The sequence below is a fragment of the Mesorhizobium maamorense genome (assembly GCF_044998965.1).
Classification (GTDB): domain Bacteria; phylum Pseudomonadota; class Alphaproteobacteria; order Rhizobiales; family Rhizobiaceae; genus Mesorhizobium.
In genome coordinates, this window is record NZ_CP173356.1 from 4,385,201 (window position 1) to 4,411,716 (window position 26,516).

Annotated in this window: 26 protein-coding genes and 2 pseudogenes; 4 read left to right on the forward strand and 24 right to left on the reverse strand. The window is 63.4% G+C overall.

From position 1 onward, the window contains the following. Nucleotides 1-48: 48 nt before the first annotated feature. The 11 genes and pseudogenes from ACIU1A_RS21915 to ACIU1A_RS21965 all read right to left on the reverse strand — a co-directional run. A complete protein-coding gene (locus tag ACIU1A_RS21915; RefSeq protein ID WP_140496113.1) occupies nucleotides 49-798 on the reverse strand; it encodes an SDR family NAD(P)-dependent oxidoreductase in 750 nt (249 codons plus the stop codon). A 16-nt stretch (nucleotides 799-814) separates the two neighbouring features. Next, nucleotides 815-1,756, reverse strand: a complete 942-nt coding sequence (locus ACIU1A_RS21920) for a 3-hydroxyacyl-CoA dehydrogenase (protein ID WP_404925265.1) — start codon at nucleotides 1,754-1,756, stop codon at nucleotides 815-817. After that, nucleotides 1,753-2,628, reverse strand: coding sequence for an N-acyl homoserine lactonase family protein (locus ACIU1A_RS21925; protein ID WP_140760011.1), 876 nt, complete (start codon nucleotides 2,626-2,628; stop codon nucleotides 1,753-1,755). Before ACIU1A_RS21925 ends, ACIU1A_RS21920 begins: the two co-directional genes overlap by 4 nt. Next, the gene (locus tag ACIU1A_RS21930; RefSeq protein WP_404925266.1) at nucleotides 2,600-3,217 is read right to left on the reverse strand and encodes a hypothetical protein; all 618 of its coding nucleotides are present in this window, start codon (nucleotides 3,215-3,217) and stop codon (nucleotides 2,600-2,602) included. The genes ACIU1A_RS21925 and ACIU1A_RS21930 overlap by 29 nt, the downstream gene beginning before the upstream one ends. Continuing rightward, entirely contained in the window at nucleotides 3,210-4,253 is a 1,044-nt protein-coding gene (locus tag ACIU1A_RS21935) for a LacI family DNA-binding transcriptional regulator (protein ID WP_140496117.1), read from the reverse strand. The genes ACIU1A_RS21930 and ACIU1A_RS21935 overlap by 8 nt, the downstream gene beginning before the upstream one ends. A gap of 23 nt (nucleotides 4,254-4,276) precedes the next feature. Next, complete coding sequence (gene hisD, locus ACIU1A_RS21940) at nucleotides 4,277-5,566, reverse strand: histidinol dehydrogenase (protein ID WP_404925267.1); 1,290 nt, start codon at nucleotides 5,564-5,566, stop codon at nucleotides 4,277-4,279. Between the two features lie 65 nt (nucleotides 5,567-5,631). Next, on the reverse strand, nucleotides 5,632-6,852 hold the full coding sequence (locus ACIU1A_RS21945) for a sugar ABC transporter substrate-binding protein (protein ID WP_404925268.1): 1,221 nt from the start codon (nucleotides 6,850-6,852) through the stop codon (nucleotides 5,632-5,634). Nucleotides 6,853-6,955: 103 nt separating this feature from the next. Continuing rightward, a complete protein-coding gene (locus ACIU1A_RS21950) occupies nucleotides 6,956-7,984 on the reverse strand; it encodes an ABC transporter permease (RefSeq protein WP_181169642.1) in 1,029 nt (342 codons plus the stop codon). Next, nucleotides 7,981-8,973: an ABC transporter permease gene (locus ACIU1A_RS21955; protein WP_404925269.1), complete on the reverse strand. Its 993-nt coding sequence runs from the start codon at nucleotides 8,971-8,973 to the stop codon at nucleotides 7,981-7,983. The genes ACIU1A_RS21950 and ACIU1A_RS21955 overlap by 4 nt, the downstream gene beginning before the upstream one ends. Then, nucleotides 8,970-9,788, reverse strand: coding sequence for an ATP-binding cassette domain-containing protein (locus tag ACIU1A_RS21960; RefSeq protein ID WP_404927992.1), 819 nt, complete (start codon nucleotides 9,786-9,788; stop codon nucleotides 8,970-8,972). The genes ACIU1A_RS21955 and ACIU1A_RS21960 overlap by 4 nt, the downstream gene beginning before the upstream one ends. A 201-nt stretch (nucleotides 9,789-9,989) precedes the next feature. Then, nucleotides 9,990-10,421 (reverse strand): annotated as a pseudogene (locus ACIU1A_RS21965) (ATP-binding cassette domain-containing protein); the annotation flags it as partial. A 723-nt stretch (nucleotides 10,422-11,144) separates the two neighbouring features. On the opposite strand from ACIU1A_RS21965, the gene ACIU1A_RS21970 reads away from it, so the two are divergent. Beyond that, complete coding sequence (locus ACIU1A_RS21970) at nucleotides 11,145-11,582, forward strand: GFA family protein (RefSeq protein WP_404925270.1); 438 nt, start codon at nucleotides 11,145-11,147, stop codon at nucleotides 11,580-11,582. Nucleotides 11,583-11,611: 29 nt separating this feature from the next. On the opposite strand, the gene ACIU1A_RS21975 is transcribed toward ACIU1A_RS21970, so the two are convergent. The 13 genes and pseudogenes from ACIU1A_RS21975 to ACIU1A_RS22035 all read right to left on the reverse strand — a co-directional run bounded on the left by ACIU1A_RS21975 (nucleotide 11,612) and on the right by ACIU1A_RS22035 (nucleotide 23,518). Then, nucleotides 11,612-11,866 carry a cytochrome C oxidase subunit IV family protein gene (locus ACIU1A_RS21975; protein ID WP_140522223.1) on the reverse strand — a complete coding sequence of 85 codons (255 nt, stop codon included), beginning with the start codon at nucleotides 11,864-11,866 and terminating at the stop codon, nucleotides 11,612-11,614. A gap of 5 nt (nucleotides 11,867-11,871) precedes the next feature. Further along, nucleotides 11,872-12,513, reverse strand: a complete 642-nt coding sequence (locus ACIU1A_RS21980; protein ID WP_404925271.1) for a cytochrome c oxidase subunit 3 — start codon at nucleotides 12,511-12,513, stop codon at nucleotides 11,872-11,874. After that, nucleotides 12,510-14,152: pseudogene (ctaD, locus tag ACIU1A_RS21985) on the reverse strand (cytochrome c oxidase subunit I). Before ctaD ends, ACIU1A_RS21980 begins: the two are co-directional and overlap by 4 nt. After that, complete coding sequence (gene coxB, locus ACIU1A_RS21990; protein ID WP_404925273.1) at nucleotides 14,149-14,907, reverse strand: cytochrome c oxidase subunit II; 759 nt, start codon at nucleotides 14,905-14,907, stop codon at nucleotides 14,149-14,151. Before coxB ends, ctaD begins: the two are co-directional and overlap by 4 nt. Then, the gene (locus ACIU1A_RS21995; protein WP_404925274.1) at nucleotides 14,904-15,107 is read right to left on the reverse strand and encodes a hypothetical protein; all 204 of its coding nucleotides are present in this window, start codon (nucleotides 15,105-15,107) and stop codon (nucleotides 14,904-14,906) included. The genes coxB and ACIU1A_RS21995 overlap by 4 nt, the downstream gene beginning before the upstream one ends. Further along, nucleotides 15,104-15,856, reverse strand: coding sequence for an SCO family protein (locus ACIU1A_RS22000; RefSeq protein ID WP_404925275.1), 753 nt, complete (start codon nucleotides 15,854-15,856; stop codon nucleotides 15,104-15,106). The genes ACIU1A_RS21995 and ACIU1A_RS22000 overlap by 4 nt, the downstream gene beginning before the upstream one ends. Next, nucleotides 15,853-16,356, reverse strand: a complete 504-nt coding sequence (locus tag ACIU1A_RS22005; RefSeq protein ID WP_404925276.1) for a hypothetical protein — start codon at nucleotides 16,354-16,356, stop codon at nucleotides 15,853-15,855. The genes ACIU1A_RS22000 and ACIU1A_RS22005 overlap by 4 nt, the downstream gene beginning before the upstream one ends. Continuing rightward, the gene (locus tag ACIU1A_RS22010) at nucleotides 16,349-17,482 is read right to left on the reverse strand and encodes a hypothetical protein (protein ID WP_404925277.1); all 1,134 of its coding nucleotides are present in this window, start codon (nucleotides 17,480-17,482) and stop codon (nucleotides 16,349-16,351) included. Before ACIU1A_RS22010 ends, ACIU1A_RS22005 begins: the two co-directional genes overlap by 8 nt. After that, entirely contained in the window at nucleotides 17,479-18,015 is a 537-nt protein-coding gene (locus tag ACIU1A_RS22015; RefSeq protein WP_140556188.1) for a cytochrome c, read from the reverse strand. Before ACIU1A_RS22015 ends, ACIU1A_RS22010 begins: the two co-directional genes overlap by 4 nt. Then, nucleotides 18,012-18,539, reverse strand: a complete 528-nt coding sequence (locus ACIU1A_RS22020; protein WP_140556189.1) for a DUF3341 domain-containing protein — start codon at nucleotides 18,537-18,539, stop codon at nucleotides 18,012-18,014. Before ACIU1A_RS22020 ends, ACIU1A_RS22015 begins: the two co-directional genes overlap by 4 nt. Then, nucleotides 18,536-19,312, reverse strand: a complete 777-nt coding sequence (gene nrfD, locus ACIU1A_RS22025; RefSeq protein ID WP_404925278.1) for an NrfD/PsrC family molybdoenzyme membrane anchor subunit — start codon at nucleotides 19,310-19,312, stop codon at nucleotides 18,536-18,538. Before nrfD ends, ACIU1A_RS22020 begins: the two co-directional genes overlap by 4 nt. A 590-nt stretch (nucleotides 19,313-19,902) precedes the next feature. Continuing rightward, nucleotides 19,903-22,878: a TAT-variant-translocated molybdopterin oxidoreductase gene (locus ACIU1A_RS22030; protein WP_404925279.1), complete on the reverse strand. Its 2,976-nt coding sequence runs from the start codon at nucleotides 22,876-22,878 to the stop codon at nucleotides 19,903-19,905. Then, nucleotides 22,862-23,518, reverse strand: coding sequence for a cytochrome c3 family protein (locus ACIU1A_RS22035; protein WP_404925280.1), 657 nt, complete (start codon nucleotides 23,516-23,518; stop codon nucleotides 22,862-22,864). Before ACIU1A_RS22035 ends, ACIU1A_RS22030 begins: the two co-directional genes overlap by 17 nt. Before the next feature lie 195 nt (nucleotides 23,519-23,713). On the opposite strand from ACIU1A_RS22035, the gene ACIU1A_RS22040 reads away from it, so the two are divergent. The 3 genes from ACIU1A_RS22040 (at nucleotide 23,714) to ACIU1A_RS22050 (ending at nucleotide 26,485) form a co-directional block, all read left to right on the forward strand. Further along, the gene (locus ACIU1A_RS22040; protein WP_404925281.1) at nucleotides 23,714-25,411 is read left to right on the forward strand and encodes a PQQ-binding-like beta-propeller repeat protein; all 1,698 of its coding nucleotides are present in this window, start codon (nucleotides 23,714-23,716) and stop codon (nucleotides 25,409-25,411) included. Nucleotides 25,412-25,431: 20 nt separating this feature from the next. Next, entirely contained in the window at nucleotides 25,432-26,181 is a 750-nt protein-coding gene (locus tag ACIU1A_RS22045; protein WP_404925282.1) for a PQQ-binding-like beta-propeller repeat protein, read from the forward strand. Between the two features lie 151 nt (nucleotides 26,182-26,332). Beyond that, nucleotides 26,333-26,485, forward strand: a complete 153-nt coding sequence (locus ACIU1A_RS22050) for a peptide ABC transporter permease (protein ID WP_140496137.1) — start codon at nucleotides 26,333-26,335, stop codon at nucleotides 26,483-26,485. The last annotated feature ends 31 nt before the right edge of the window (nucleotides 26,486-26,516 follow it).

The following is a 26,516-nucleotide window of genomic DNA, read 5'->3' on the forward strand; positions in this document are numbered from 1 at the left end:
ATCGATGATGGCGAAAGGAAGTCCGTTCGATCTGATCCGTCCCGGGCTCTAGGCCAGGGGCCGACCACCGTCGACCGGGATGATAACGCCGGTCACGAAACGGAGATGGGTCGCAGCCGCCAAAACCGCCTCGGCGACATCGTCGGGCGTGCCCAGCCGCCCCAGCGGCGTTCGGTTTGCCTGTTCGTCCCGCCAGGATTCGTCACGGCCCTTGATGAAGTCGGTGTCGACCACGCCGGGCGAGACCGAAACGACCCTGATTCTCGGGGCTAGGGCACGCGCCAGCGACTTGGTCAGATTATCGACAGCGGCTTTCGACGCACAATAGGCGACGTTGCTGCCCATGGCGGTGACCCCTGCGATCGACGAGATGTTGACAACAACCCCGCTGCCGGTGCGGTCGAGCAGCGGCCGCATGGCCCGCGTCGCAGCAATCACACCGCGCACGTTGACGCTGAAGATGCGGTCGATCAATTCATCGTCCAGGCTGTCGAGGTCCGGATGTGGCACGAAGCGGGTTGTCCCGGCGCAATTGACCAGGACATCCAGCCGGCCAAAGCTTTTCTCGATCTGACCAGCGAGGCGCGCGAGGCAATCGCTGTCCGTCACGGTCGCCTCGGCGACGAAGTGATCGCCGTACGCCAATGACGAAACCAGATCGTCGGCCGCCTGCCGCGAACGGTTGTAGCCGATGACAACCGAAGCCCCTTCCGCAGCAAGCCTGGAAACGATCCGCGCGCCGATGCCGCCGGTTGCTCCAGTGACCAGGGCAACCTTGCCTGTGAGTGTGGCTGTCATGGCCGTCTCCTGAGTGTCAAACCCCGGTGCTTCGCTTATGGGCGGCCAGCGCCATTAGATTGCGGTCGCGCCAGGCGCTGCGTTCGGCGAGTTGGGATGCTGACAACTTTTCGCGGCGCGCTTCCTCGGCCTTGGCAACCAGCCCTTCCGACCAGGGGGCCGGATCGCGCCTGGCGAGGGCGATCGAATGGTAGAGCGGTCCCAGACGTCTCGCGTAGTCCGCGATCCCGCCGGGCGCATTCAGATCGATCGTCTCGAAAGGCCCCATGAAGGACCACCGGTAGCCGAGCCCATGCGACACCGTAAGGTCGATATCGGCGGCACTTGCCACGCCCTCCTCGAGCAGGGCCCAGGCTTCGTTCAGCAATGCCCCCTGAAGCCGGTTGAGGACGAACCCTTCGACTTCCTTGCGCACGGTGACGGCAGCCTGCCCCACGGCCTGCATCTGCACCCGCAGCCACGCAACGGCCTCCGCGTCGGTCCAGGGCGCCGGGACCAGTTCCACCAACGGGATCAAATGCGGTGGATTGACGGGATGAGCGACAAGAAAACGCCGGCGGTTGGCACAGGACCCAGCGAAGGCCGAGGCCGGAATGCCGGAGCTGGAGCTGCCTACGACCGCGTCGGGCCGCATCGCCCGGTCAATCTCCAGACAGACCGCCTCCTTGATGTCGCGCACTTCCAGCACCGACTCCTGGATGTAGTCGGCATCCGCTACCGCACCCTCCAGCGTATCGACAACGTTCAGCCGCCGCATGACTGCATCGACGGCATCTACCAGCCCGGCCTCTTGCATATCGGCAAGACTAGCCCGGATCTTGTCGAGCACCGCGGCGCGGATGTCGGCGCTGCCGTCATAGATGGTCACATCATGGCCGGCCCGGGCGAAGACGATCGCCCAGCCACGGCCGACCAGTCCGGCACCGACAATGGCGACTTTGCGGATTGCATCCATCATTGCACCCGCGACGTCTCGCCGTCCGCGAGGCAAATTTCGGTGATCCGCAGGCCATCCTGAGTGATGCGGGATGGGAACCGGTCCTTCAACCGCTCTTCGTGGATGGGAATGACCCGCCGTGCCTCGTGGCCCACCTGCTTCATCATCTCCTCGGTAGCGAGAACGAGATTGGTCTGGCTGCCGACCGCAAGCCCCACCGGAACGTAGAGCGTCTCGATATCGACGGCAGCTCCCGAGCCCTCGATGTTGTCGAAGACGTAGACCAGATCGCCAGCCAGCACCCAGGTGTCGTCCTTGCCGTTGCGCACGGTGACCCACATCGACCCGTAGGTATGGCTGTCAAAAGCGGCATGGAGATCGATGTCGGGCAGGACGTCCTGTTTCGATCCGTCGATCGTCACCAACCGCTTCTGACGGGCCAGATCGACGCCGCGCACGATGTCGCCGGGGTCGACGGCTACGTTCATCCAGCGCATGCGGTCCGGCAGCGACATCGCCCAGACCCACTTCGCGATCTCCCTCTCCTGGATGTAGAAGGTCGCATTCGGGAAGTCCTCGACATTGCCGAAATGGTCGAAATGCGCGTGCGTGACGAAAACTGTGTCGACGTTCTTGGGCGAGAGGCCGATTTCGCCAAGAACGGCGTCGGGCGAGTGCCAGTTCTCGACGCCAAATTTGTCGGCGAGATGCTTGCCGTAGTCCTTGTTGTTGTAGCCGACATCGACCATGGCAACGCGACCGTTGCCCTTGATCAGCGCGTAGCAGTAGGGAAGTTTCACGTAGCCCTGGTTGTGGGCGCCGTAGAGCACGCCGCTCTTGTGGTAGTTGCTGACATAGCTGTACTCAAGCACCCAGATCGAATATTGGCTCATTGCTTCCTCCCTGTTGTCGCCAACGCTGCGCACAGCTGCAGCAGGCGTGATTGAAATCGACCGGCGTCATACCGGCCCGCGGTTCCGACGCCGCCTGCAGCCCGGCGTAGGCGCGTTTGATCCTCTCCCCGGCCCGGTCGAGCTCCTGCTGCCAGTCGCGCCGCAGTCGGGCCGAACCGAAATCGTCCAGGACCTCGCCCAGCATTGCATGGGCGGCCCCCAGACGCGCGCAATGGCTTTCGAGCCCATGCGGCGCGTGCAAGGCGCCCAGCCGCTGCTCCACCTCCGTCCACCGTTCGCGGGCCACCGGAATGTCAGGCAGATCGAGCACGTCGCGGCGTCCGCCGGCCTGAGCCAGGACCAGCAGGCCAGCGAGTTGGCCGATCAGCCGGCGCAGGCGTTCGTAGACGGGGCGGGTTGCCACGACGTAGCGGACGATGGCTTCGTCGGCCAACGCGGCATCGTTGACGGTGGCGACGGGTTCCTCGCTTCCGGTGACGGAGACATGGGGCGCCGCGACGACCTCGCAGTCATAGCGGTGGACGCTTACCGCCCGCTCGAAGAAGCGCTTTCCCGGGATATCAGCCATGGTGCCTTTTTCGCGTCGTCGCGCGCTCGATCACCGCGCCGGGCGGGATTAGTTGAACGATCGGCTCCCGGCCGGAATTCGTGCTCAATTCCTTCGCCAGGCTGACCGTGGCCTCGAGCATCTGGTCAATGGGCTGCCGGACGGTCGTCAGCCCGTGCGAAGGCCAGTGGGCCATCTCGATATCGTCGAAGCCGACGATCGAAATGTCGTCCGGCACGCCGAGCGCCAGCTCTCGCCGCACGCCGTCGAGAAAGCCAATGGCGAGAATGTCGTTGGCGCAAAAGACACCGTCGGGAACCTCTTTCAGGTCACGCAGCTTGCGCGCCGCTTCGTAGCCGGCGTGATAGCTGAACTGGCCTGCCTCAATAACTATCGGCGCGGCGAGGCCACGCTCGACGGCGCGTTCGCTGAAGCCCCTGTGGCGTGCGACATTGGTGGAGGCATCGGGCAAGGCGGCGATGTAGGCCAGGCGCCGGTGGCCGGTATCGACGAGATAGTCGGCGATGCTGCGGCCGCCGAGTATATTGTCGCAGGAAATGCCGAACGCGTGGTCGTCGGCCGAGAGTCGGTTGAAAAAGATCACCGGAGTGCCGGCCCTACGGCATTCCTGCGCGGCCGCCGAAGACAGGGTGGCCGCCAGGATGATGGCAAGATCTGGCTGGTAGTTGAGCAGCAGGCGTAGCGCCTGGTCGACGTCTCCCGACTGGTCGGCGGCGACGAGCATCACGTTCATGTCGATGGCACGAAGGGCGGTGGTCAGCCGCGTCAGCACTTCCGGATAGAACGGGTTCTTGATGTCCGCGACGACGATACCCACGATACGCGTCTTCTTGGTGATGAGGCTGCGCGCGAAAGGGTTCGGCGAATAGCCGATCTCCCTCGCACGGTTCAGCACCAGGTCCCGCGTATTCTTGGCGATCACGGCATCGGCGTGAAAGGCCCTGGATACGGTCGAAACAGACATGCCGAGATCGCGCGCCAGATCCTTCACGGTCAGGCGGGGCTTGCTGTTCTTGTTGCGGGCGATGATCGACATGAAAACTCCGTTGGCGCGCTGGCTTAGGCCTGGTTGCGACCTCCATAGCGGCGGACCCGGATGTTCGCCTGCTCGGCATGCCCATAGAATCCCTCGAGGACACACAGGCGCGAACAGTACTCGCCTACCATGGCGCTCGCTTCGTCGGTCAGGACGCGCTGATAGGTGCAGGTCTTGATGAACTTGCCAACCCACAAACCGCCTGTGTAACGAGCCGCCTTCTTGGTCGGCAGCGTATGGTTGGTGCCGATGACCTTGTCGCCATAGGCAACATTCGTGCGCGGTCCCAAAAACAGAGCGCCGTAATTGCGCATGTTGTCGAGGAAGTAGTCCGGATCGCGCGTCATGACCTGGACGTGCTCGGATGCGATCCGGTCGGCCTCCGCGACCATTTCCTCATAGGAAGCGCAGACGATCACTTCGCCATAGTCCGCCCATGCCTTGCCGGCGATCTCGGCGGTCGGCAGGACCTTCAGCTGCCGCTCGATCTCGGTCAGGGTGTCGCGCGCGAGCTTCTCCGAGTTTGTCAAAAGCACGGCGGGACTGGTCGGACCGTGCTCGGCCTGGCCGAGCAAATCGGTCGCGCAGATCTCGCCGTCGACACTGTCGTCGGCAATGACCAGCGTCTCGGTCGGGCCGGCGAACAGGTCGATGCCGATGCGGCCGTACAATTGCCGCTTGGCTTCAGCGACGAAGGCATTGCCAGGACCGACGAGCATGTCGACGCGCCCGATGGTTTCGGTTCCGAGCGCCATGGCGCCGACGGCCTGCACACCGCCCAGAACGTAGATTTCGTCCGCGCCGGCCATGTGCATTGCGGCCACGATAGCCGGATGCGGACCGCCCTGGAATGGCGGCGCACAGGCGATGATCTTCTTCACGCCGGCGACCTTGGCCGTCACCACGCTCATATGCGCGGAGGCGACCATCGGATATTTCCCGCCTGGCACGTAGCAGCCGACTGTTTCCACGGGAATGTTCTTGTGGCCGAGAACAACGCCGGGAAGCGTTTCCACTTCGAGGTCCTGGAGGCAGGCGCGCTGCTTCTCGGCGAAATTACGAACCTGGGCCTGTGCGAAGCGAATATCCTCGATGTCGCTTGCCGACACCTTGGACATCGCCTGCTCGATCTCGCTATCGCTGAGCCGGAAGCTTGGCGGCGACCATTTGTCGAAACGCTCCGACAACTCCCGGACAGCGGTATCGCCTCGCTTTTCTATGTCGGCAAGGATCGTCTCGACGGTCGTCCGGACGGCCGCATCGCTCTGGGCGACAGCTTCGGGATCCCTGCCCCGTTTCAGAAAAGTCAGCATATTCTCATCCTTATGTTGAGTCAGGTGGGCGGCAGGATGCCGTCCACCTGTTGCATTGCTGATCGTCAGGGTTTTACCGTCGGCTCGATCTTGGTGAGCTTGTATTCGTCGGCCGGAGCCTTGCACGATGAGCAGTTGATGCCAGGGGCATCGGGCGCCTGCTTCACGTCCGCGGGCAATACCTGAATGGTCGCTCCTGGTGTTGGCTTGCCCTCGAGCGCCGACTGCAGCGACAGTTCCGGCAGCAAATCGGGATTGAAGACCTCGGTGACGAAGGAACTCGGAACCTTGTCGGACGGGAAAACGTTGCACCCGTCGGCGAAGGTATCGCCCTTGCAAGGCTTGACTTGATCCGCTGGCACCCAAGGCAACGGGTACTCGATGTTCATCGGTTTCAGGTCGCGCTTCTTGGTCAGGATCTCCATCATCAGCTTGAAGGCATAGCCTGACGTAGCGGGCGGCGAACCGGCGGATACACCCTTGAGACCCATGCCTTGCATCTTCGGGTCTGCCAGTCCGAGACGAAAACCGTCCGAGTTCTCGCCGGTCATCGGAACCAGTTTGTTGCCCTTGTCGAGTAGCGCTTGTACGGCGCCATATTCGCCTGCCTGAGCCCAGATGCCGTCGACGTCGGGATGCGCCGCGAGAGCCTTGGCTGTCTCCTGCTGCGTGGTGCGGTCATCCCAGTAGGAGTAGTATTCCGCGACGACCTTGATGCCGGGATACTGGTTGAAAATGTGCATCGCGCCGTCGGTGTGGCGCTTATCCACCGAGTTGCCCGGGACGCCACGGCTCAGGAAGATCTTGCCCTTGCCTCCCAGGATGTTGACCAAGGCCTGGGCGGTGTTCTCGCCGAAGCCTGCGGTGATATAGCTGACATTGTAGGCGCAAGGCTCGGTCACCGTGGCGTCGTACATGAAGAAGAGCACGCCCTTCTGGCAGCCGCGATGGACCGTGCGGTTCAGCGCCGTCGACGAAATCGGGAAGCTGATGATGCCGTCGGCGCCAGCCTGTATCATGCTTTCATAGGCCGAGATCTGAGCCTGGGGGTCGGTTCCCGAGATGACTTCCTTCAGCTCCACCGTCTTGTCGTAGGGCGGCGTCTGCGCCAACGCCTTGACGATGTTCGCGGCCTCCGACTGCCACGAATTGCCACTGTAGCTCAGCGACAGATATATCTTGAACTTCTTGTCCTGCGCTTGGGCATGGTCGACAACCGCCCCAACGCCTATGGCGGTGGCAAGCGTCAGCGACGCGGCCAGTCCCAGTCTTTTTAACAGCCTCATTTCGATCAACCTCCCGTTGGAATTTGGCCCTTGCAGGTGCCGGACCAGAGCTTGTGAGAACGTTCTCACAATTGGACAAAACCCATTTCACGCACAGGCATGGTCACTTCCTCCGCGTCAGCATTCGATTTCCGAGATCGGCTAGGAATTCGCCGCGCAGCACCAGCAGGGCGGCGACAATGATTGCGCCCTCTATGACGGTGCGCCATCCTTCGTTGAGGCCGATAGCGGAGATAACGGTGCCAAGCGTCGTCAGAAGAATTGCGCCGCCGACCGTCCCGATGAAAGTTCCGCTGCCGCCGAGGATCGAGGAGCCGCCGACCACGACGGCAGCGATGGAAGGCAGCATGTAGCTGTCGCCCATCCTCAGCGTCGCCCCGTTCGAATAGCCCACCAGCATCATGCCGACGAAGCCTGCGCAAGCGGCACTGATCGCATAGGGGACGAGCTCGAGCCGATTGACAGCGACGCCGGCGATGAGAGCGGCGTTCCTGTTGGTGCCAAGGGCGTAGAGCCGGCGGCCGAGCGCAGTGAAATTCTGCAAGAACCAGCCGAACAGGATGAAAGCGACGGTGAAGTAGATGACCAGCGGCACGCCGAGGAACCATTCCTTCATCAGCCACAGCAAGGCGGACGGAGAACCGCCGCGCGGCGTCCCGCTGGTGTAGCCCAGCGCCACCGATGCCACGACGATCGAGGTCGCCATGGTCATGATGAAGGGAGGAACCTTCAGCCAGACAATTCCCAGTCCGCTGATCGTGCCGACCAGCGCGCAAATGACCAGAATGGCCGGCAGCATGTACCAGATGCCGGCATCGCCGCTACCAATCCACGTCGTCGTCAACACGCCGCCGAGCGTGATGAGGGCGGGGACCGATAGGTCGAGCCCACCGATCAGGATGACGAGCCCTTGCCCAAACGACAAGACGATCAGGAAGGACGCGAGGATGAGAACCGTCAGCACCTGATCCCAGGAACCCAGCGCCGGACTGATGAAGCGCGAGCACACCACAAGCACGATACTCAGCCCAAACACGACAAGCGTATTGACCACCTCCCGGTCGAGCCTTTGCCTGCCACGCCGGTCGGAGTTGGCCTCGAAACGCGTCGCAACGTCCTTATGCGCGTTCACCGGATCTCTTCCTTCTTGAGCAGGCGCGCCACGGCGCCGCCGAACACGATCGCAAGCACCAGCACGAAACCTTGGAATATGCCGGTGTAGAAGGACGAGACCCCACCCGAGAAAAGCACCTTCTGCAAAAGCATCAGCGTACCGGCGCCCAGGATCGAGCCAACGAGACTGCCCCGGCCGCCGCTCAACGGCGTGCCGCCGAGCGCCACCGCGGCAAAGGTGAGCATCAGGAATGGCGTGCCGGCTGTCGGATTTCCTGTCGTCGTCTGGGCGCTCAGCATGAAGCCGGCGACGCCGTAGAGAATGCCGGCGCCGACAAAGGCCGTGATGCGTACCCCTGCCACGGGCACGCCGGAGAAGCGAGCCGACTGCTCGTCGGCGCCGATCGCATAGAGGCCGATCCCGGTATTGGTCCGCCGGAAGGCAAGCCAAAGCGCGATGGCGGCAACCAGAAACAGCCCGGCGATCGGGATGATACCGAACAGGGTGTCGGTCAGCGTGTAGGTGATGAAGTCGGCAACCATACCGCCAGGCGCGTCCAGGATAACCAGCGCAAGCCCTTGGCAGACGATCATCGTGCCGAGCGTCGCCGCGATGGTCTGCAGCCCAAGCCTGGCCACGAGAATGCCGTTGACTGCGCCGACGGCACCGCCGATCGCGCAGCACATCAGAAGGCTGGCCAGGGCACCGCCCGGGCCATCGAACGGATAGACCGCCATCAGCACATTGGTCAGCGAGACGACGCCTGCGACGGACAAATCGAAGCCGCGGCTGATGACGACCAGCGTCTCGCCCGCTGCCGCGAGCGCCAATGGCGTCGAGTTGTTGACGAGGTCGGTGAAGGTGTAGACCGAAAGCGCATCCGGTTGCCAGAACGCGTAGAGCGCATAAAGCAGGACATAGATCATCGCCACGATGCCGGTGCCGCTGATGACAGCCCTCCATAACGCGGAGCGGCGGGGCGCGGGATTTGCCTGGACCGCGGTCATGCGGCCACTCCATTCACCGCGCCCGCAGCGTGGCCGATCAGCGCGCCGACGATAGTCGGCTCATCGATGGCATCGCCCTGATATTCGGCGAAGACGCGGCCGCCATAGAGCACCATGCAGCGATGCGCGAGATGGACGAGTTCCGGCAGTTCGGACGAGTAAAAGAGCACCGAGCCGCCATCGGCAGCGAACTTCCGGATCGCCTCGTAGATCGACTGCTTGGTTCCGACATCGACTCCACGCGTCGGATCGAAAAGCAGTAGAGTGCGCGCACCCGTCATCATGACGCGCGCCAGAAGCGCCTTCTGCTGGTTGCCACCGGAAAGCTCGTCGATCTTGAACTGCAGATAGCGCTCCTGCAGTTCGACCGCCTCAGCGGTTTTTTTCGCAATGCGACGCTCGCTGGCCGGCCAGACGACGCCACCCTGCGCGATACGCGAAATGATAGGCAACACCATGTTGCTGGCGGTGCTGAGGCCGGCGAAAATCCCTTCCGACTTGCGGTCCTCCGGCAGGTAGGCAAGGCCGTTGCCGAAATGGAGCGCGGCGCCCGGGCTGGCGATCTGGGCGGGCACGCCGTCGATCTCGATGCCGCCGCTTTTCGCCTTGGAGAGGCCGATCATCGTCCTGAACAGGTCGCGTTGGCCCTGCCCCTCGAGCGCGGCGATGCCGACGATCTCACCTCGCCTGACATCAAACGACACGTCGCGCAAAATGCCGCCGGAGAGGCCCCGAACGCTGAGCGCGACGGGCGCGCTGTCGGCGACCAAAGGCTGCGAGGCGGTCGTCTCACGCGCGCTTCGGCCGACCATCATCTCGAAAATGTTCTCGTCCGAAGCGCCGGACAACTCGACGGTGCCGATGCTGCGGCCATTGCGCAGGATGGTGGCGCGCGAACACAGGGTGCGCACCTCGCCGAGGCGGTGGGAAATGTAGAGGATGGCGGTCTGCAGGTTCTTCTGCCGGCGCACGAGCTCAAACAGCCATTCGACGTCCGCCAGCGCGGCCGTCGGCTCATCGAGGATCAAGAGCTTCGAGGCATGGGTGAAGGCGCGCACGATCTCAAGCCGCTGACGATCCGAAAGCGAAAGCACACCGACGGGCGTGTCAGGATCAAAGTGGGAGAGAGCGTAGTCGTTAAGAACCTTGCCAGCTGATGCCGTGGCGGTGCGGCGCGAGACGAGACCTAGCTTGCCCTTCGGCATTTTCGGCAGCACGAGATTCTCGGCGATGCTGAGATTCGGCAGCAGGCTGAGTTCCTGAAAGGCCGTCGCCACGCCCTGCGCCCGCGCATCGATGATGCCATGCGGCGCATAAGGCTTGCCGAAGATCGACATGGATCCGCCGTCAGGCGTCACGACGCCGCTGAGGATTTTTACGAGCGTCGATTTGCCGGCGCCGTTCTCGCCCAACAGCGCATGGACTTCGCCTGGCCGCAGATCAATGGAGACGGAATCGAGTGCGACTGTCGGTCCCTAGGATTTTGCAATGTTCGCGATGCGAACAGCCAGCCGGATCTCGTCGGTACCCATACCTCCTCCCAAAAGGCAAGTCCGCCGCAGCGGTGAGAACGTTCTCTGAGAACGTTCTCACTAATCCACAAGCACCGCCGGCTTGTCAATTGTGAATCGTTCATTCCTTGTCGAACGCATCAGGCTCCCGGCCTGCGGGCGGCACTTGGCCGTCTTTGGAGTGCTCGGAAGTGGCTGAGCCGGCGCCTTTTCTGGACGGCTGGTCTGGGGTCGCCCGCCGGGATGGATTCTGCCCCTCGGACTGATGCGTTTTCTCATTCACCTCGCCTGAAGGGCGCGTCAGGCCTTGCCCGGACGCCGGCGGCTTGTTGCCTGCGGCGTCCTGGGAGAATGAATCGGCGGGATCGCCGTCGCTCCTGGCCGGATATTTGGTCGCACCAGTCTCGCGGCGATTTTCGCTTCCAGTCATGGCCGGTCCTCCTTTGGCACAGTCATAACCTGGTTTCGACCGGCAGGTTCCAGCGGCTAGGCCGGAAGCGCAGATTTGAATCCGCCGCCGCTCCTATGGCCGGAAACCAATTTGGCGGCGCTGCGTTGACCCCGCAGGATCAGATCCCCAACAGCTTCGGAGAAATTCATGCTCGACCGCAGCGGAAGCGCCGTCCTGACGACCGACAGTCTCTGACAACGGCCAGCAACATGGCTCGCATCGAGCGCGGACATTGTTTCTGCGGTGCCGTCACGGCGGTGATGGAAGGAGAGCCCTTCTGGATCTGCTTCGATCACGACGACGATTGCCGGCGGGCGATCGGCGGACCGATGACCATCTGGATCGGCTATCGTCCGCGCCAGGTCAAGCTGACCGCCGGGAAGCCTAAGACCTTTTCGAAGACGAAGGGAGTCGTCCGCTCCTTCTGCGCCGATTGCGGTACCTCCATCTTCTATGCCGACGAAGGCCTGCGTGACGAACTCTATGTCTCGATCGGCTTCATGGACGCGCCGGAGCGGTTTCCGCCACAGGCACAGGCCTATTGGGATATGCGCCTGCCATTCATCGACATGGCCGACGGCTTGCCCCGCGTCGACGGCTACACGAGGCGCCGCGATCCAGCCTTGGGCAATCCGCGTGACCGTTGATGACGCGCGCCACACTAGGGCCCCGCAGGCTATTGCCCGATCAGGGTCAGGCCAAAGAGAATGGCCAGCCACAGGCCCACCGCCGCGACCGCGAGCCTGGGGAGGATGCCCTCGCCCGCCAGATGCATGAACAGCAGCGCGATCACCACTGTCTTGGCAGCCGCCGCGGCAAGGTTGATCGCGGAATTGAACCCACCGAGGTCGACAAACGAAGAGCCGACGGTAAGCGCCAGCAAGGCGAGCAGCGCGAGATAGGCGAATGTGAGCTTGGCGAGGTCGCTCATCGTCGTCAGGCCCGGTTGATCAGATAGAGGACCGGGAACAGGAACACCCAGACGATGTCGACGAAATGCCAGTAGAGTCCGATCGCCTGCACGCGGCGCGCCCGGCTGGCCTGCGCGGTCCCCGGCCAGAGCAACAGCATGCCGGCAATCACCGCGATGCCGCCTATCAGATGCAGTGCGTGCAGCGATGTCATGGCGAAATAGAGCGCGAAGAAGAATTCGGCATGGGCCGGATCGGGGCCTGCGAAGCGGAACGGCGCGCCGAGCACCGGCGCCAGGCCCTCGCTGAATTCCTTGCTGTATTCGACGGCCTTGATCACCAGGAAGATGCAGCCAAGCAGGCTCGTGGACATCAAGGCCCAGAAGGCGGGCCGCCAACGCCGGGCAGCCGTGAACATATGGGCAAGCGCCATCGCGAAGCTGCTGGTGATCAGAACCGCCGTATTCAGCGTGCCGAGCGGCAATGACAGATGTTGCGACGCCGCGGCGAATGCCGCGCCATAGCTCAATCGGGCGTAAAGGAACACCAGCACGATCGCGCCAAACAGCATCGCCTCGGAGCCGATGAAAATCCACATGCCGAACGCATCGGCCGCCTTCTCGCGGGCCCGTGTATCGAAGGCAATGCTTTCGGTCGGCCCGCTCATGAGGCTTCGTCCCTGTGCGGGCTGAACGTCTCGTGCCTCAGGCCTTTCATGGCATAGTCATAGGCCGGCCGCCTGACCACGGGCATGGTGTCGAAATTATGCGGGGGCGGCGGCGAAGCCGTCTGCCATTCAAGGCCGGTCGCGCCCCACGGGTTGGCCGGCGCCCGCGTCCCGCGAAACAGCGACCAGCCGAGATAGAGCAGCGGCATAAGATAGCCGACGGCCAGAACGACCGCGCCGGCCGAGGACAATACGTGCCAGAACTGAAACTCCGGCGGATAGGTGTGATAGCGCCGCGGCATGCCGAGAAAACCGAGCACGAATTGCGGAAAGAACGTCAGGTTGAAGCCGAGGAAGGTCACGGTCGCGGCGATGCGGCCCCAGGTTTCGGAATAGACGCGACCGGTGATCTTCGGCCACCAGAAATGCAACCCCGCCATGTAGGCCGTCACCATGCCGCCGACCATGATGTAATGGAAATGCGCCACGACGAAATAGGTGTCATGAACGTGGACGTCGACGGCGAGAGCGGCCAGGAACAGGCCGGCCAGTCCCCCGAAAGTGAACAGCGCCAGGAAAAACAGCGCATAAAGCATGGGCGTCTCGAAAGTGATTTCGCCCTTGCGCAGCGTCAGCGTCCAGTTGAACACCTTTATCGCCGAGGGGATCGCGACGCAGAACGACAGGAACGAGAACACGATGCCGGCATAGGCCGACTGGCCTGATACGAACATATGGTGACCCCAGACCAGGAAGCCGAACACGGCAATCGCCATCGAAGACATCGCCACCGCCTTGTAGCCGAACAGCGGGCGCTTGCTGAAGCAGGGCAGCACTTCGGAAACCACGCCCATGCCGGGCAGGATCATGATGTAGACCGCGGGATGCGAGTAGAACCAGAACAGATGCTGGAACAGCAGCGGGTCGCCGCCCAGAGCGGGATTGAAGATCCCGATACTGAAGGCACGCTCCAGCACGATCAGGATCAGCGAGGCGGCCAGCACCGGCGTCGCCAGCACCATGACCAGCGCGGTCGCATACATCGTCCAGACGAAGATCGGCAGTCTGAACCAGGTCAGCCCCGGCGCGCGCAACGTGTGGACGGTGACGATGAAGTTGATGCCGGTCATGATCGTCGAGAAGCCGACGATGAAGACACCCAGCGCGGCCATCGAAACGAAGCCGTTGGCATAGAGCGTCGAGAGCGGCGTGTAGAAGGTCCAACCCGTGTCGACACCGCCGGCGAGCACCGCGGCCAGGGCAAAGACGCTGCCGAAGATGAACACGTACCAGCTGGCGAGATTGAGCCGCGGAAAAGCGAGATCGCGCGCGCCGATCATCAGCGGCAGCAGGAAATTGCCGAGCGTCGCGGGGATCGACGGCACCAGGAAGAACCACACCATGATGATGCCATGCAGGGAAAACAGCCTGTTATAGACATCGTCCGACACCAGATCGCCCGCAGGCGACGCGAGTTCGATCCGGATCATCACGGCAAAGGCACCGCCAAGAAAAAGAACGCTGTCAGCGACATCAGGTAGAGCCAGGCGACGCGCTTGTGGTCGGTGGTCAAGAGCCAGGCGGCAGGTCCGGCCTCCCCATGCAGATAGCTCGAAGGCGCCAAGGCTTGCCTGCTCATTGGGTCGCCCCGCTTTCCCTGGTTGCTCGCGGCGACAGGGATTTGAGATACGCCAGCAGCATCTGTAGCTCCTGCTCGTCGACAAGGCCGTCAAAGCTCGGCATCACGGGTTCATACCCGGCGGCGATCTCCTTCTTCGGATTGAGGATGGAATCGCGCAAATAGCGGTCGTCGGCAATGACGGTCTGTTGATTGTCCAGGGCCACCGGCCGTCCGAAGACCCCAGCCAGATCCGGCGCCCTCACCTTGCTGGAATTGCCATGGCAGCCGGAGCAGCCGAGCGCGCGGAAGAGTTTTTCGCCGTCGGCCGCAAGCGTTTCACCCTGGCCCTGGTTGCCCAGCCACGCCGCATATTCTTGCGGCGGCATCACGGTCACCCACCCGCCCATCTCCGAATGCTGGGCGCCGCAATATTGCGCGCAGAACAAATGATACCGCCCGGGCTCGCTAGCGATGAACCAGACATGCGTGGTGCGCCCCGGCACCGCGTCCTGCTTGACCCGGAAGGCAGGTACGAAGAATGAGTGGATCACGTCCTGCGATGCCAGCGACACGATCACCGCCTTGCCGACCGGCACATGCAGTTCGTTGATTTCACGCTGGCCGCCAGGATGACGGAACTCCCACATCCATTGCTTGCCAAGGCCGGCGATCTCGAGTGCGTCAAGGGGCGGGTGTTCGCGGCGCAGGAACAGCACGGCTCCCCATCCGAAGATGGTGAAAGCGATCAGCAGGCTGGCGACTGTCCAGGTCACCTCGAGCGGCGTGCTGCGCGCACGCTCCCCGTTCGCTCCACCTTGGAGCCGGCGCGATATTTGATAGCGTAGAAAACGACCAGGCTGGTCAGGAAGACGCCCAGCGCGACGGTGAAGGCAAGCAGCACGTAGAACAGGGCGTCGACACTGCCGGCAATCGAGGAGGCCTGCGGCGGCGTAAAAGGGATGCCGAACGTCAAATCGGCCTCCTTCGCGACAGAACGAGGATGGTGGCGCCAAGGCCAAGCAGCGTCGCCATGCCAGTCACCTTCACGACTGCCCAGACCGCTGGCGTGTACTGGCCCTTTGATGCATCGAAGCCGGCACACAGCAGAAAGACGTGATCGGCGATGGAGCCAAGCCGCCCGGCCGACGCCTCGACCAGGGCAAGCCTGAGATCTCGCGGCTCGAAACTCAGCGCCGGAAGTACTTGCGCGATGCGGCCTTGCGGCGTCAGCGCGATGACCGCGATCGGGTGGACATATTGCGAGATCCGGTCGCGCCGGTCGAATGTGATGCCGGCCTCCACGGCAAGGGCGGCGCCAGCGCCATCCTCGCTGGTCAAGAAGCGCCACGCGGACAACCCTGCCTGACCGGCGGACCGCCCGACTTCGGCTTGGATGGACGCCGCATCCGCGACGGTCTCGGAAGCATCTATCGAGACGAAGAGAGCGTGGTAGGTCGCGGGATCGAGGCCGGTCTTGTTCAGATCCGAGGCAACCGCCTGCTGGGTCACGCCGCAGAGGTTGGGGCATTTGTCGTAACCGAAGATGAGCAGCGCCGGCCGCCCGCCGAGAATGCCGGAAAGCGTCTGCCGTCCGCCCGAAGCCTCGCGGAAGACTGTGTCGAGGCTGAGCTGCGCGCCGATCTGCGGTTCGAAAACCGGCCGCGCGCACACGATGGCGGTCATTGCAACCAGGAGCACGAGCGGCAGGACCAAACGCCTCATGGCCTCGTCTCCATGGCCGGTGCAGCCTGGCGCTGCTGCGGCGCCCTGGCGTTTGGCTGCGCGGCGTCCGCTCGGGCGCGACAAATGTCGGCCTGCGGCGCGCGCGGAACCTCGCCCTCAAGCAAGGCGCAGTCCTCACCGGCCGCAGCGGGCGTTCCCGCCCAATCCGGCAGTCCCTGCGCGGCGACCAGCTTCATGGCGTCGTCGATCGGAATGCGCGCGATGCCACCATTGCGGTCGACCCAGGCAAGCATGCCGAGTTCACGATCTTCCTGCTGACGGAACGCGGCAAGATCGGCCCCGGGAAAATGCTGCAAGGTTGGACCTGCGGCGGTGCCATTCATCTGCGTGCCCGCAAGTGGCCAGAACGGGGCCGTATCGAAAATCAATCTCAGCCCAAGCGCGGCGAGCGCCAGGAAGACAAGCAGGCCGAGGCCAATGAGCACGAGCGCCCCCGGCCAGACATCGCGTGTTTCGGGATGACGCACGACCTTAGCCACGGGCCAGTCTCCCGCGCCAGACGACGATGCGATCAGGCCTGGTCCAGATATAGACGAAGCACCCGAACCAGATGCCGCCCGCGCCGACCATTGCCGCGAGGTCCGGCCACGACACTCCTGCACCGAGGGCGGACAAAGCCGGCCGGACGCGCCAGGCGACATCGGCGAAATGTCCGGCCAGCAGGAACGCGCCGAGCCCTATCAGGCCAACGCGGCTGCGCTTGACGGAGCGGTTCAGGAAACCGGCGAAGGGCAAGGCAAATTGCAGCGCGATCAGCAGCCAAAGCAGATACTGCCAGCCATTTCGACCACGGATGACATACCAATGGATTTCGTCGGGCAGGTCGCCGCCCCAGACGACCAGCCACTGCATGAATGCCAGATAGGCCCAGATGAGCATGAAGCCGAACATCATGTTGGCGAGGTCTTCGCCGAGCGCCACGTCCTCCTCGACACCCGGCGCCGACTCGATCGCACGGCCGGCCGAGAGCACCGCCAGCGCCAGCCCGCACACGCCGACGACCTCGGCCGCCGCTTCGAGCATCGCATAGATGGTGGAGGAAAAATCCGGCTCTATCGACATCATCCAATCGATGGCAAACACCGTCACGGCAAAGCCGTGCGCGACGAGCCCGATGGCGTAGCCGTCGCCGGTCCTGCTTGCGGCCGAACCGGGCGCCGTCCAGCCAAGTACAAGCCAGGCCAGCGCCAGCCAGACGACAGCATAGACGATGAAACGAACGACGAAGAATGGCACGTTGAGATAGGTCATTTTCTGGCGCAACGCTTCCGTCAGCGCCGCCGGGCCGGCTCCTGCCCAGGGAAAGACCAGATCGAGCCGCGCAAGCACCGGCAGCATCAACAGCAGCGCGACAGGCAAGGTCGCGACGGCGGCCCGCAGCGGCGGCCGCAACGCGTCGCCCCAGCGCCCGCCGGTCAGGCCGTGCACCATGAGCAGGGTCATTGCGCCAAGCGGCAATCCGAGCAGGAACACCGCCATCGTCAGCCAGCCGGCCAGTGTCGCGCGCGGGGCGACGAACAGCCCGGCCGCGCACAGAGAGAGCCCTGCGGCGGCGGCTGCGAGCAGCAGGACGAAGTGGTCGTCGGGCCGGGCGACGCGCTTCATCGTGCCGCCTCGGCATCGAGTTTCGCGCGAAGGGATTCGGGCAGCGTGCCGGCCGCAGCATGTCGCGAATATTGCAGCGCCCGGATATAGGCCACGATCGCCCAGCGGTCCCGCGGCTCGACACGCGCGGCATAGGGATACATCGCACCGTAACCGTCGGTGATGACGTCGTAGAAATGCCGGTCCGGCGCCTTGCGCAGCGCATCTTGATGGTAGGTCGGAGGCGGCGGGAAACCACGCCTGACCACCATCCCGTGGCCGTCGCCGGTGCGGCCATGGCAGGGAGAGCAGAATATATCGAAGCGTTGCTGCCCACGCTGAAGCAGCGCCATGGTGATCGGGTACGGGAATTTGTCCGGCGTCGCCGCCAGGTCGGCGTCGCGCGTCACCGTGCCTTCGACCGGCGTCCTTGCCGACATGCCGTCGGCGAACTCTCTGCTGTTTTCGAGCGGATCGTAGCGAGGCTGGTCGGCCATGTCCTGCTTGCAGGCGCCGAGGAGCAGGCAAACCGGCAAAAGCAGCCGCGGGTTCATATCGCCACCTCTTCGACCGTCTCGGCGCCAAGCCGTGTCAGCTGCCCCTTGGTGACGCCCTTGCGGTATTTCGGGTCGGTGGCCTCGATCAGCAGGTAGAACTTGCCGCCGCTCGCGTAGGTGAAGCTCTCGGCGTTGAAGACGGGGTGATAATATTGCGGCAGCCGGTTCTCGGCCAGCATGCCGAAGAAGCCGGCAAACACGCTGGCCAGGATCGCGGCTTCGAAGGCGATGACCGTGAACGGCGGCCAGGAATGCAGCGGCCGGCCGCCGACATTGACCGGATAGTCGACCTCGACGGAATAAAGGATCAATGCATAGACCAGCACGCCGCCGGCGACGCCACCCGCCAGCATGACCCAGGGCAACCGTGTTTTTCGCATGCCCAATATGTCTATCAGGCCATGCACCTCGAACGGCGAGAACGCATCCATATGCCGGTAGCCCTTGTCGCGCATCGCTTGCGCCGCCCTGGTCAGCGCATCCGGATCGGCAAAAGCCGCGATGACGCCATGGACGCTCATGCCGCGCCGCCTTTCTGCTCGGCCAGTTCCTCGACCTCGAAGATGGTTATCGCCGGCAGGATGCGGATAAACAGGAAGACCAGCGCGAAGAAGGTGCCGATCGATCCGAACAGGATGCCGAAATCGAGCCAGGTCAGCGACTGCTCGCCCCAGGACGACGGCAGGTAGTCGCGGCTCGGGCCGGTCACCACGATGATGTAGCGTTCGAGCCACATGCCGATGTTGATGACCAGAGCGATCGAAAACAGCAGCGGCATATTGGATCGCACACGGCGAAACCAAAGCAGTTGCAGCACCGCGCAATTGCAGAAGAGCATGGTCCAGAACAGCGGCGCATAAGGGCCGACGGCGCGCTGGACCATCATCGCGCGCTCGTAAGGCTCCCCCGAATACCAGGAGAAGAACGCTTCCGATGCATAGCCGTAAATGACGACCATGCCGGCCGCGATCATCAGTTTGGCGGCGTTGTCCATGTGGCGCGGCGTGATCAGGTCTTCCACAGCGAATGCCCAGCGCAAGGGAATGGCTATGGTCAGCACCATGGCGAAGCCGGAAAGGAGCGCGCCGGCGACGAAATAGGGCGGAAAGATCGTCGAATGGAAGCCCGGCGTGATGGCGAAGGTGAAATCGAGAGCGACGATCGAATGAACCGAAACGACCAGCGGTGTTGCGAGTGCCGCCATCAGGAAATAGACCGTTCGGTATCGCGCCCAATGATAGGCCGAGCCGCGCCAGCCAAGCGCGAGGACGCCGTAGAAAAAGTTGCCCGCCACGCGACTTCGCCCGGTCGCGCAGCACGCCGAGATCAGGCAGCAATCCCGTGTACCAGAACAGCAGCGAGACGGTGGCGTAGGTGGAAATCGCGGCGAAGTCCCAGACCAGCGGGCTGCGCCATTGTGGCCAATGCATGTGGGTGTTGGGCAGGGGCAGGAGCCAATAGAAGAACCACGGCCGGCCAAGATGCAGGATAGGGTAGAGGCCGGCCATCGCCACGGCAAACAGCGTCATCGCCTCGGCGAAGCGGTTGATCGAGGCGCGCCAGGGCTGGCGCAGCAGCAGCAGCACCGCCGAGATCAGCGTACCGGCATGGCCAATGCCGATCCACCACACGAAACTCGAGATCATCGTGCCCCAGACCACGGGAATGTTGACCCCATAGGCGCCAACGCCGACCGAGACCAGGTAGGTGATGGAATAGAGGAACAGCAATACGAAGGCGAAGCAGACGAAGAACGCCGACCAGAAGAACCGCGGCAACTTCCCTTGCAGGACCACCGCGCTGATACGGCCGCTGATCTCTGGAAAATCGTGACGCCCGCGCAGCACAGGTGTCATGCCTTTGCTCGTCCTGCGGGCGGCCACGTCAGCCATCGCCGCCCTCCGAGCCGGATGTCGCGGCGAGCCTGTCGTTAGGGTTGCTGACCTTGCCCAGATAGGTGGTGCGCGGTCTTGTGTTCAGTTCTTCGAGCAGCGCGTAATTGTGTGGCGAGGCCTTTTCCTGGACGACCTGCGAATCCTTCCTATTGAGATCGCCGAAGGTGATGGCCTGTGTCGGGCACGCCTGCTGGCAGGCGGTGACGATCTCACCGTCCTCGATCTCCCGGTTCTCGATCTGGGCGCGGATCCGTTTTTGCGAAATGCGCTGTACGCAGTAGCTGCATTTTTCCATGACGCCGCGCGAACGCACTGTGACATCGGGATTGTGGACGGCCTGCTCCGGTCCCGCGCTGTCCTTGTCGAACTCCTGGTACTCCAGAAAATTGAACCGCCGCACCTTATAGGGACAGTTCTGCGAACAGTAGCGCGTGCCGATGCAGCGGTTGTAGACCTGCGCGTTCAGACCGTCATGCGTATGGATGGTCGCATTGACCGGACAGACGACCTCGCAGGGGGCCTTCTCGCAATGCATGCACGGCACTGGCTGGAAGAACATGTCCGGATCGTCGATCCCGCCCGCATAGTAGCGGTCGACGCGCAGCCAGTGCATTTCGTGTCCGAGTGCCGCCTCGTCCGGCCCCACCGTTGCGATGTTGTTCTCAGCCTGACAGGCCGACACGCAGGCCATGCAGCCGATGCAGGCCGACAGGTCTATCGACATGCCCCAGGCTTCCTGGTCGTAGCTCCAGTCGGGGTAGAGCGATTCCATGGGCGCTGGGGGCGCGTGGTCGCGCACGAAATGGGGATTTGCCCTGAACGCATCGAGCGAAGCATGGCGGATGATCGCCCTGCCCTCCATCGCTTGATGATGCTGGGTCGTGACTACACGCGCCGAACCGCCGCGCGGGCTCAGGACGACATCGTCGGCAAACCATGGCGCATCGCTGGTCCGGATCGCGAAGGCATCGTAGCCGCCTGCGAGTGCCGCTACCGAGCCGGCCTTGCGTCCAAAACCGAGCGACAGCATCACTGTGTCGTCAGGCTGTCCCGGCGTGATCCAGACGGGTGCGTCCAGCGTCCTGCCGTCCCGCGCCAGGTTGACCACCTGCCCGTTTTCGAGCCTCAGGCGCTGCGCGGTGGCTGGCGAGACCAGCGCCGCATTGCCCCAGACGAGCTTGCTTAACGGCCGGGGCAATTCCTGAAGCCAGGATGAATTGGCGTGGCGGCCGTCGCGAAGCCAGGGATCGGCGACGAAGCGAACCTCCAACCCTTTGGTGGCCGCATTGGGTGCCGAGCCATCGCTATCCGGCGGTGCCGAAACGGCAGCGGGACCAGCAGCAGTGTTCGGCACGATGCCGTCGCGCAGCGCCTTGCGCCAGGCCACCTCGTCCATGGCGGCCCACGTCCGGCGCACCGGTGCCTGCGCATTGGCGCCGAATTCACCGCCCAGCGCGGCAAGCAACTGATGCAGGCTCTTGCCACCGAACAGAGGCTCTATGAGCGGCTGCACGATCGAAACCGTACCGTCATAGGCCCGGATATCGCTCCAGCTCTCCAACTCGTGCGCGGCTGGGATATGCCAGCGAGCCAGAAACGCCGTCTCATCGCGGTAGAGTCCCCAGTGGACAAGAAGCTTCAGGCTCGAAAAAGCCTTCCGTGCATCGATGTCCGATGGCGCCGTGTGCAAGGGATTGGCGCCGAGCACGACGGTCTTGTCGATCGAACCATCCGTGATGGCCCCGCAGAGCGTTGCAAGATCGCCATCCACCGGCATGGCATCAGGCGGCTCGATCAATTGCAGCGTGTTGCCAAGGGCACCAAGCCTGGCATTCATCGCTAGGGCCAAGGCATGCACGGACGGTGCCTGGTGCGCTCCGGCCACCACAAGCGCATTGCGGCCGGCGCCGCGCAGATCGTCGGCAAGCGCGTTTGTCCATTCCGGACCGAGCGGCGACAAGCCGGCCGCGGCATTGTCGCCATCGAGGGCGGCCTTGATCGCCGCCGCAACGCTTGCGACGGCGCTTGGCCTGATAGCTCGGCGATGGTCGGCGGCAGCACCCGTGATGGTGGGAGTCGTCTCGACGACATAGAGGCGGCTCATCGTGTCCGTCGATTTGCGCACCCGCCGCCGCTGCGCGAAATCACGAGCATAGGCCAGGCGCCCCGGACCATCGCCCAGGAAATCGGCATCCAGGCTGACGATCACATCGGCGCGGTCGAAACGGTAGATCGCCGTCAACGGCCTGCCGAACAATGTACCCGTTGCCTGTTCACCGGAATTGGCCGCAAGCGGATCGTGGCGGAAGACGCGAAGTCTGGGATAGCGCACCCTCAGCGCCGCGATCTGCGCCTTCGTCGTCGGCGATGTCGTCGCCTCGAGCAGCAATGCCAGCCCTTGCCCGCCTGAAGCGAGGAATCCACCAGCCAGTTCGACGATATCTTTCAGGAACTCATCGTAACTTGCGGGCTCGCCCAGCTTGAGCGGCGTGCGAGATCGCTCGGGATCGAACAGCGACAACACCGCCGCCTGCATGACGGCATCGGTGGCGCCGCGCGATGCCGGATGATCCGGGTTGCCCTCGACCTTTGTCGGCCGGCCCTCATGGCTCTCGATCACGGCTCCGATGCCGTAGCCGTCGCTGGAGAGGGCTGTCGCGTAGTAGAGCGGCCGGCCGGGAATGATGTTCTCCGGCTGGCGGACATAAGGCACGATGCTCTCGGCCTCGCTGCAGGCGGCCAGCCCGGCCAGCGACAGCGATGCACCCATCAGTTTCAGGACGGTGCGCCGGTCGAAGCCAGGCTGAAGGCGATCGGCCATCGCGGGGAATTCCGCCTCCACAAAGCGCTGGAACTCCGCCGTGTCAGCCAGTTCGCCCATGCTTCGCCATGGCTCGCGCCCCGCCGCGGCGAGCCGCAATGCCGCAAGATCGAAAGCCGGATTTCGGTCAACGGTGGCAGACATAGCAATCCGTCATGGTCTCGGGATGAATGTCGAGCACGCTGATCAGGGAGCGCCGGATCTGCTTGATGTCGTCAGGCGGCTTCCAGTGCATCAGGAAAACGTCCCGCGGCGGGCGAAGGTTGGGACCTGGGTCGCGGTGGCAGCCAAGGCACCATTCCATCGACAATGAATGCGCCCGTCGCGTCAGCGGCATGTCGTCGACCGCGCCATGGCAGGTCTCGCAGGCGACGCCCTTGGCGATATGGATGGAGTGGTTGAAGTAAACGAAATCCGGCACCGAATTGACCCGCTGCCATTGCAGCGGCTGTCCCGAAGCGAGACTTGCGCGCACCGGCGCCAACATCTCGGCATTGGTGAAGAGCTGCGAATGACAGGTCATGCACACTTCTGTCGCCGGCAGCCCCGCCGAGGCTGATGTCTCGACCCCGTTGTGGCAATAACGACAGTCCAGTCCGATATCGCCGACATGATGCTTGTGGCTGAACGGAACGGCCTGGGCCACCGGTTGCCCCACGCCGGTAACGAACCCTGAACGCAAAAACGCCGTGCCGCCGACGGCCGCCAGAAGCGCGAAACAGCAAACACCCCACAGAAAGAAGCGGGCAATCCCATTGGCGTTGCTGGAAAAGACCTGCGGCATCCTCGCCGATTTTTCGCTTGGAACAAGCTTTTGGATCGAGCGCCTAACGGCGGCAAAGCGACAAAGGTTCCGTCGGCGCGGAATGCTCACAAAATGGTGAGTTGGGAGCACCCTCGAAAACCGCGGCCGATCGCAACCATGCGGGACGGCCAGCGTTCGAAACAATCATGAGCCTGTCGTAATAGAAATGCTGTCATGACTTCTGCCAATCCGATTCCCGCCGACAGGCGTCGCTCCGGCGTCGCCTTCTGGTGGACCATGTTCGTGGGTGTGCTGCTGGCAATACTTGGTCTGCTGATTGGCGCAGGCGGCGCCTGGCTCGTCGCGCTGGGCGGCTCCTGGTACTATTTGCCCACCGGAGTGGCTCTCCTGGCGGCGGGTGTTTTGCTTTTGAGCGGCAATGCCGCCGGAGTGTGGCTCTACGTCCTGACCTGGATCGCGACGCTCGCCTGGGCTTATTGGGAAGTCGGCATGGACGGCTGGGGGTTGATGCCCCGGGTGCTCGCGCCGACGGTCATCCTGATCTTCGTCCTTTTGACCTTGCCCGCCTTCCGCGCCGGGCGCGCGAAACGGGTTCGCGACCGCGGCTGCGCGACCGCATCCGCTGCCCTTTTCATTGTTGGCTGCGCGATCGGGCTTCAGCATTTCACGCCCTCGGCACAATCCCAGGAGGCATCCCCGGTTGCCCCGGTCACGCCACCCGCCGCAGGAAGCGCATCTGGTCAGTCTCCGGTCAGCCCTCAGCCCGATGTCGCGATACACCAGGCTGGACCGAATTGGCCCGTCTATGGCGGCTCGGAACTTGCCACCCGCTATTCGCCTCTCAAACAGATCACCGCCGACAACGTCGCGAAGCTGACCAAAGTTTGGGATTTCCACACGGGCGATATGCCAAGCAAGGCGGCGACCGACAAATACTCCCCGGAAAACACCCCCCTCGAAGTGGACGGGCACCTGTTTGCATGTTCGGCTAAGGGCATCGTCATCTCGGCCAACGCGGCAACCGGCAAGGAGGAGTGGCGCTATGATCCGAAGGTATCCGACGCCGCCATCCCATACGGCGCCAGTTGCCGGGGCGTCGCCTACTACGCCGTTCCAGGCGCAAGCGCCGATCGACCATGCGCAACACGCATCTTGTGGGGCACGCTCGATGCAAGGCTGATTGCCATCGACGCCAGGACCGGGAAGGCATGTGGCGATTTCGGCCAGCAGGGCGTCGTCGATCTCACCCAGGGGCTCGGAAAAACCGTGCCCGGCTGGTATTCGGTGACGGCGCCTCCGACCGTCGTGCGCGGCATTGCCGTGCTTGGCGCCCAGGTGCAGGACGGCCAGGCCGAGGATGCGCCTTCAGGCGTCGTGCGCGGCTATGACGTGATGTCGGGGAGACTGGTCTGGGCTTGGGACATGGGCCATCCGGACCGCACGGGCGCACCGCCCCAGGGCGATACCTACACGCGCGGCACGCCGAACATGTGGACCGTAGCCGCCGCCGATCCACAGCTCGGCTATGTCTTCCTGCCGCTCGGCAACGCCGCCGTCGACTATTACGGCGTCGATCGCAAGGACTTCGAAAACCAATACAATTCCTCAATCGTCGCCATCGATGTCACGACGGGCAAGCCGGTCTGGCATTTTCAGACCGTTCATCATGACCTTTGGGACTATGACCTCGGTTCGCAGCCGACGCTCGTCGATTTTCCGTCAGTTAATGGAAAGGTTCCCGCAATTATCGTGCCCAGCAAGCAGGGCCAGATCTACGTGCTCGACCGCAAGACCGGAAAATCGCTGTTCCCGGTCGAAGAACGGCCGGTGCCGTCGGGCGGCGTCGAACCAGAGAAATTGTCCAGGACGCAGCCTATTCCGGCTATGCCCATCTCGACCAGCCTGTGCTGACCGAGAAGGATATGTGGGGCATGAGTCCGCTCGACCAGCTCTACTGCCGCATCCAGTTCCGGCAGGCTTCCTACCAGGGCGAATATACGCCCCCCACGGTGGACAAGCCTTTCATCGAATATCCCGGCTACAATGGCGGCTCCGACTGGGGAAGCGTTGCCGTCGACACCGACGCCGGCATCCTGGTCGCCAATTACAACGACATGCCCAACTATGATCAGTTGATACCGCGCCAAAAGGCGGACCAGATAGGCTTCAGGTCGATCGAACAGGGCGGCGCTTCGAAAAGGGCCAAGGACATGGGTGACCCGCAGATGGGTTCGCCCTACGCCATTGCCGTCAACGCGGGCTGGCGCCTCTCGACGGGGCTGCTTTGTTCCGAGCCGCCTTACGGCCATATCCGTGCCATCGAGCTGAAGACAGGCAAGACGCTCTGGGACAAGCCGCTCGGCGAGGCGGTCGAGAATGGCCCTTGGCGCATCCCGTCCATGCTGCCGCTGGATATCGGCACGCCAAACAATGGCGGGCCGCTCGTGACCGCCGGCGGCCTGATCTTCATCGCGGCGGCGACGGACGACAAGCTGCGCGCCATCGACATCAAGACCGGCAAGGTGGTCTGGCAGACGGATCTGCCCGCTGGCGGCCAGACCACCCCGATGACCTATGAGGTCGGCGGCCGGCAATATGTCGTCATCGCGCCCGGCGGTCATCATTTCATGGAGACGAAGGTCGGCGACGACGTGATCGCCTATGCGTTGCCGGCCGACTGATGGCGCGCCCGGCGTGGCCCGGACTGGCTTGCGCTTGTCGGCTGGCAAAGCGTGACCCCGGCCGTCAGCCCCCGTGATTTCTGGGGAACCTTGCCGGGATGAGCAGGTTTAGCTGCCTGAGACACTCCAAATTCGTCGGAAGGAGCAGCTCATGAGCAACGATCCCGACAAGGAGGGGCCTGTTTTTTCCGCAGAGGATGCGCGGCAAGGCGAGATTATCCTGCGAACGCGAACGCGCCGTATCATCTTCATTGCGGGACTTGTCGGCATCGTGCTGGTGATGATGCTGCTGCACTTCGCCTAGCGCGGCCGGCCACAAACCCTCAATCTGAAAC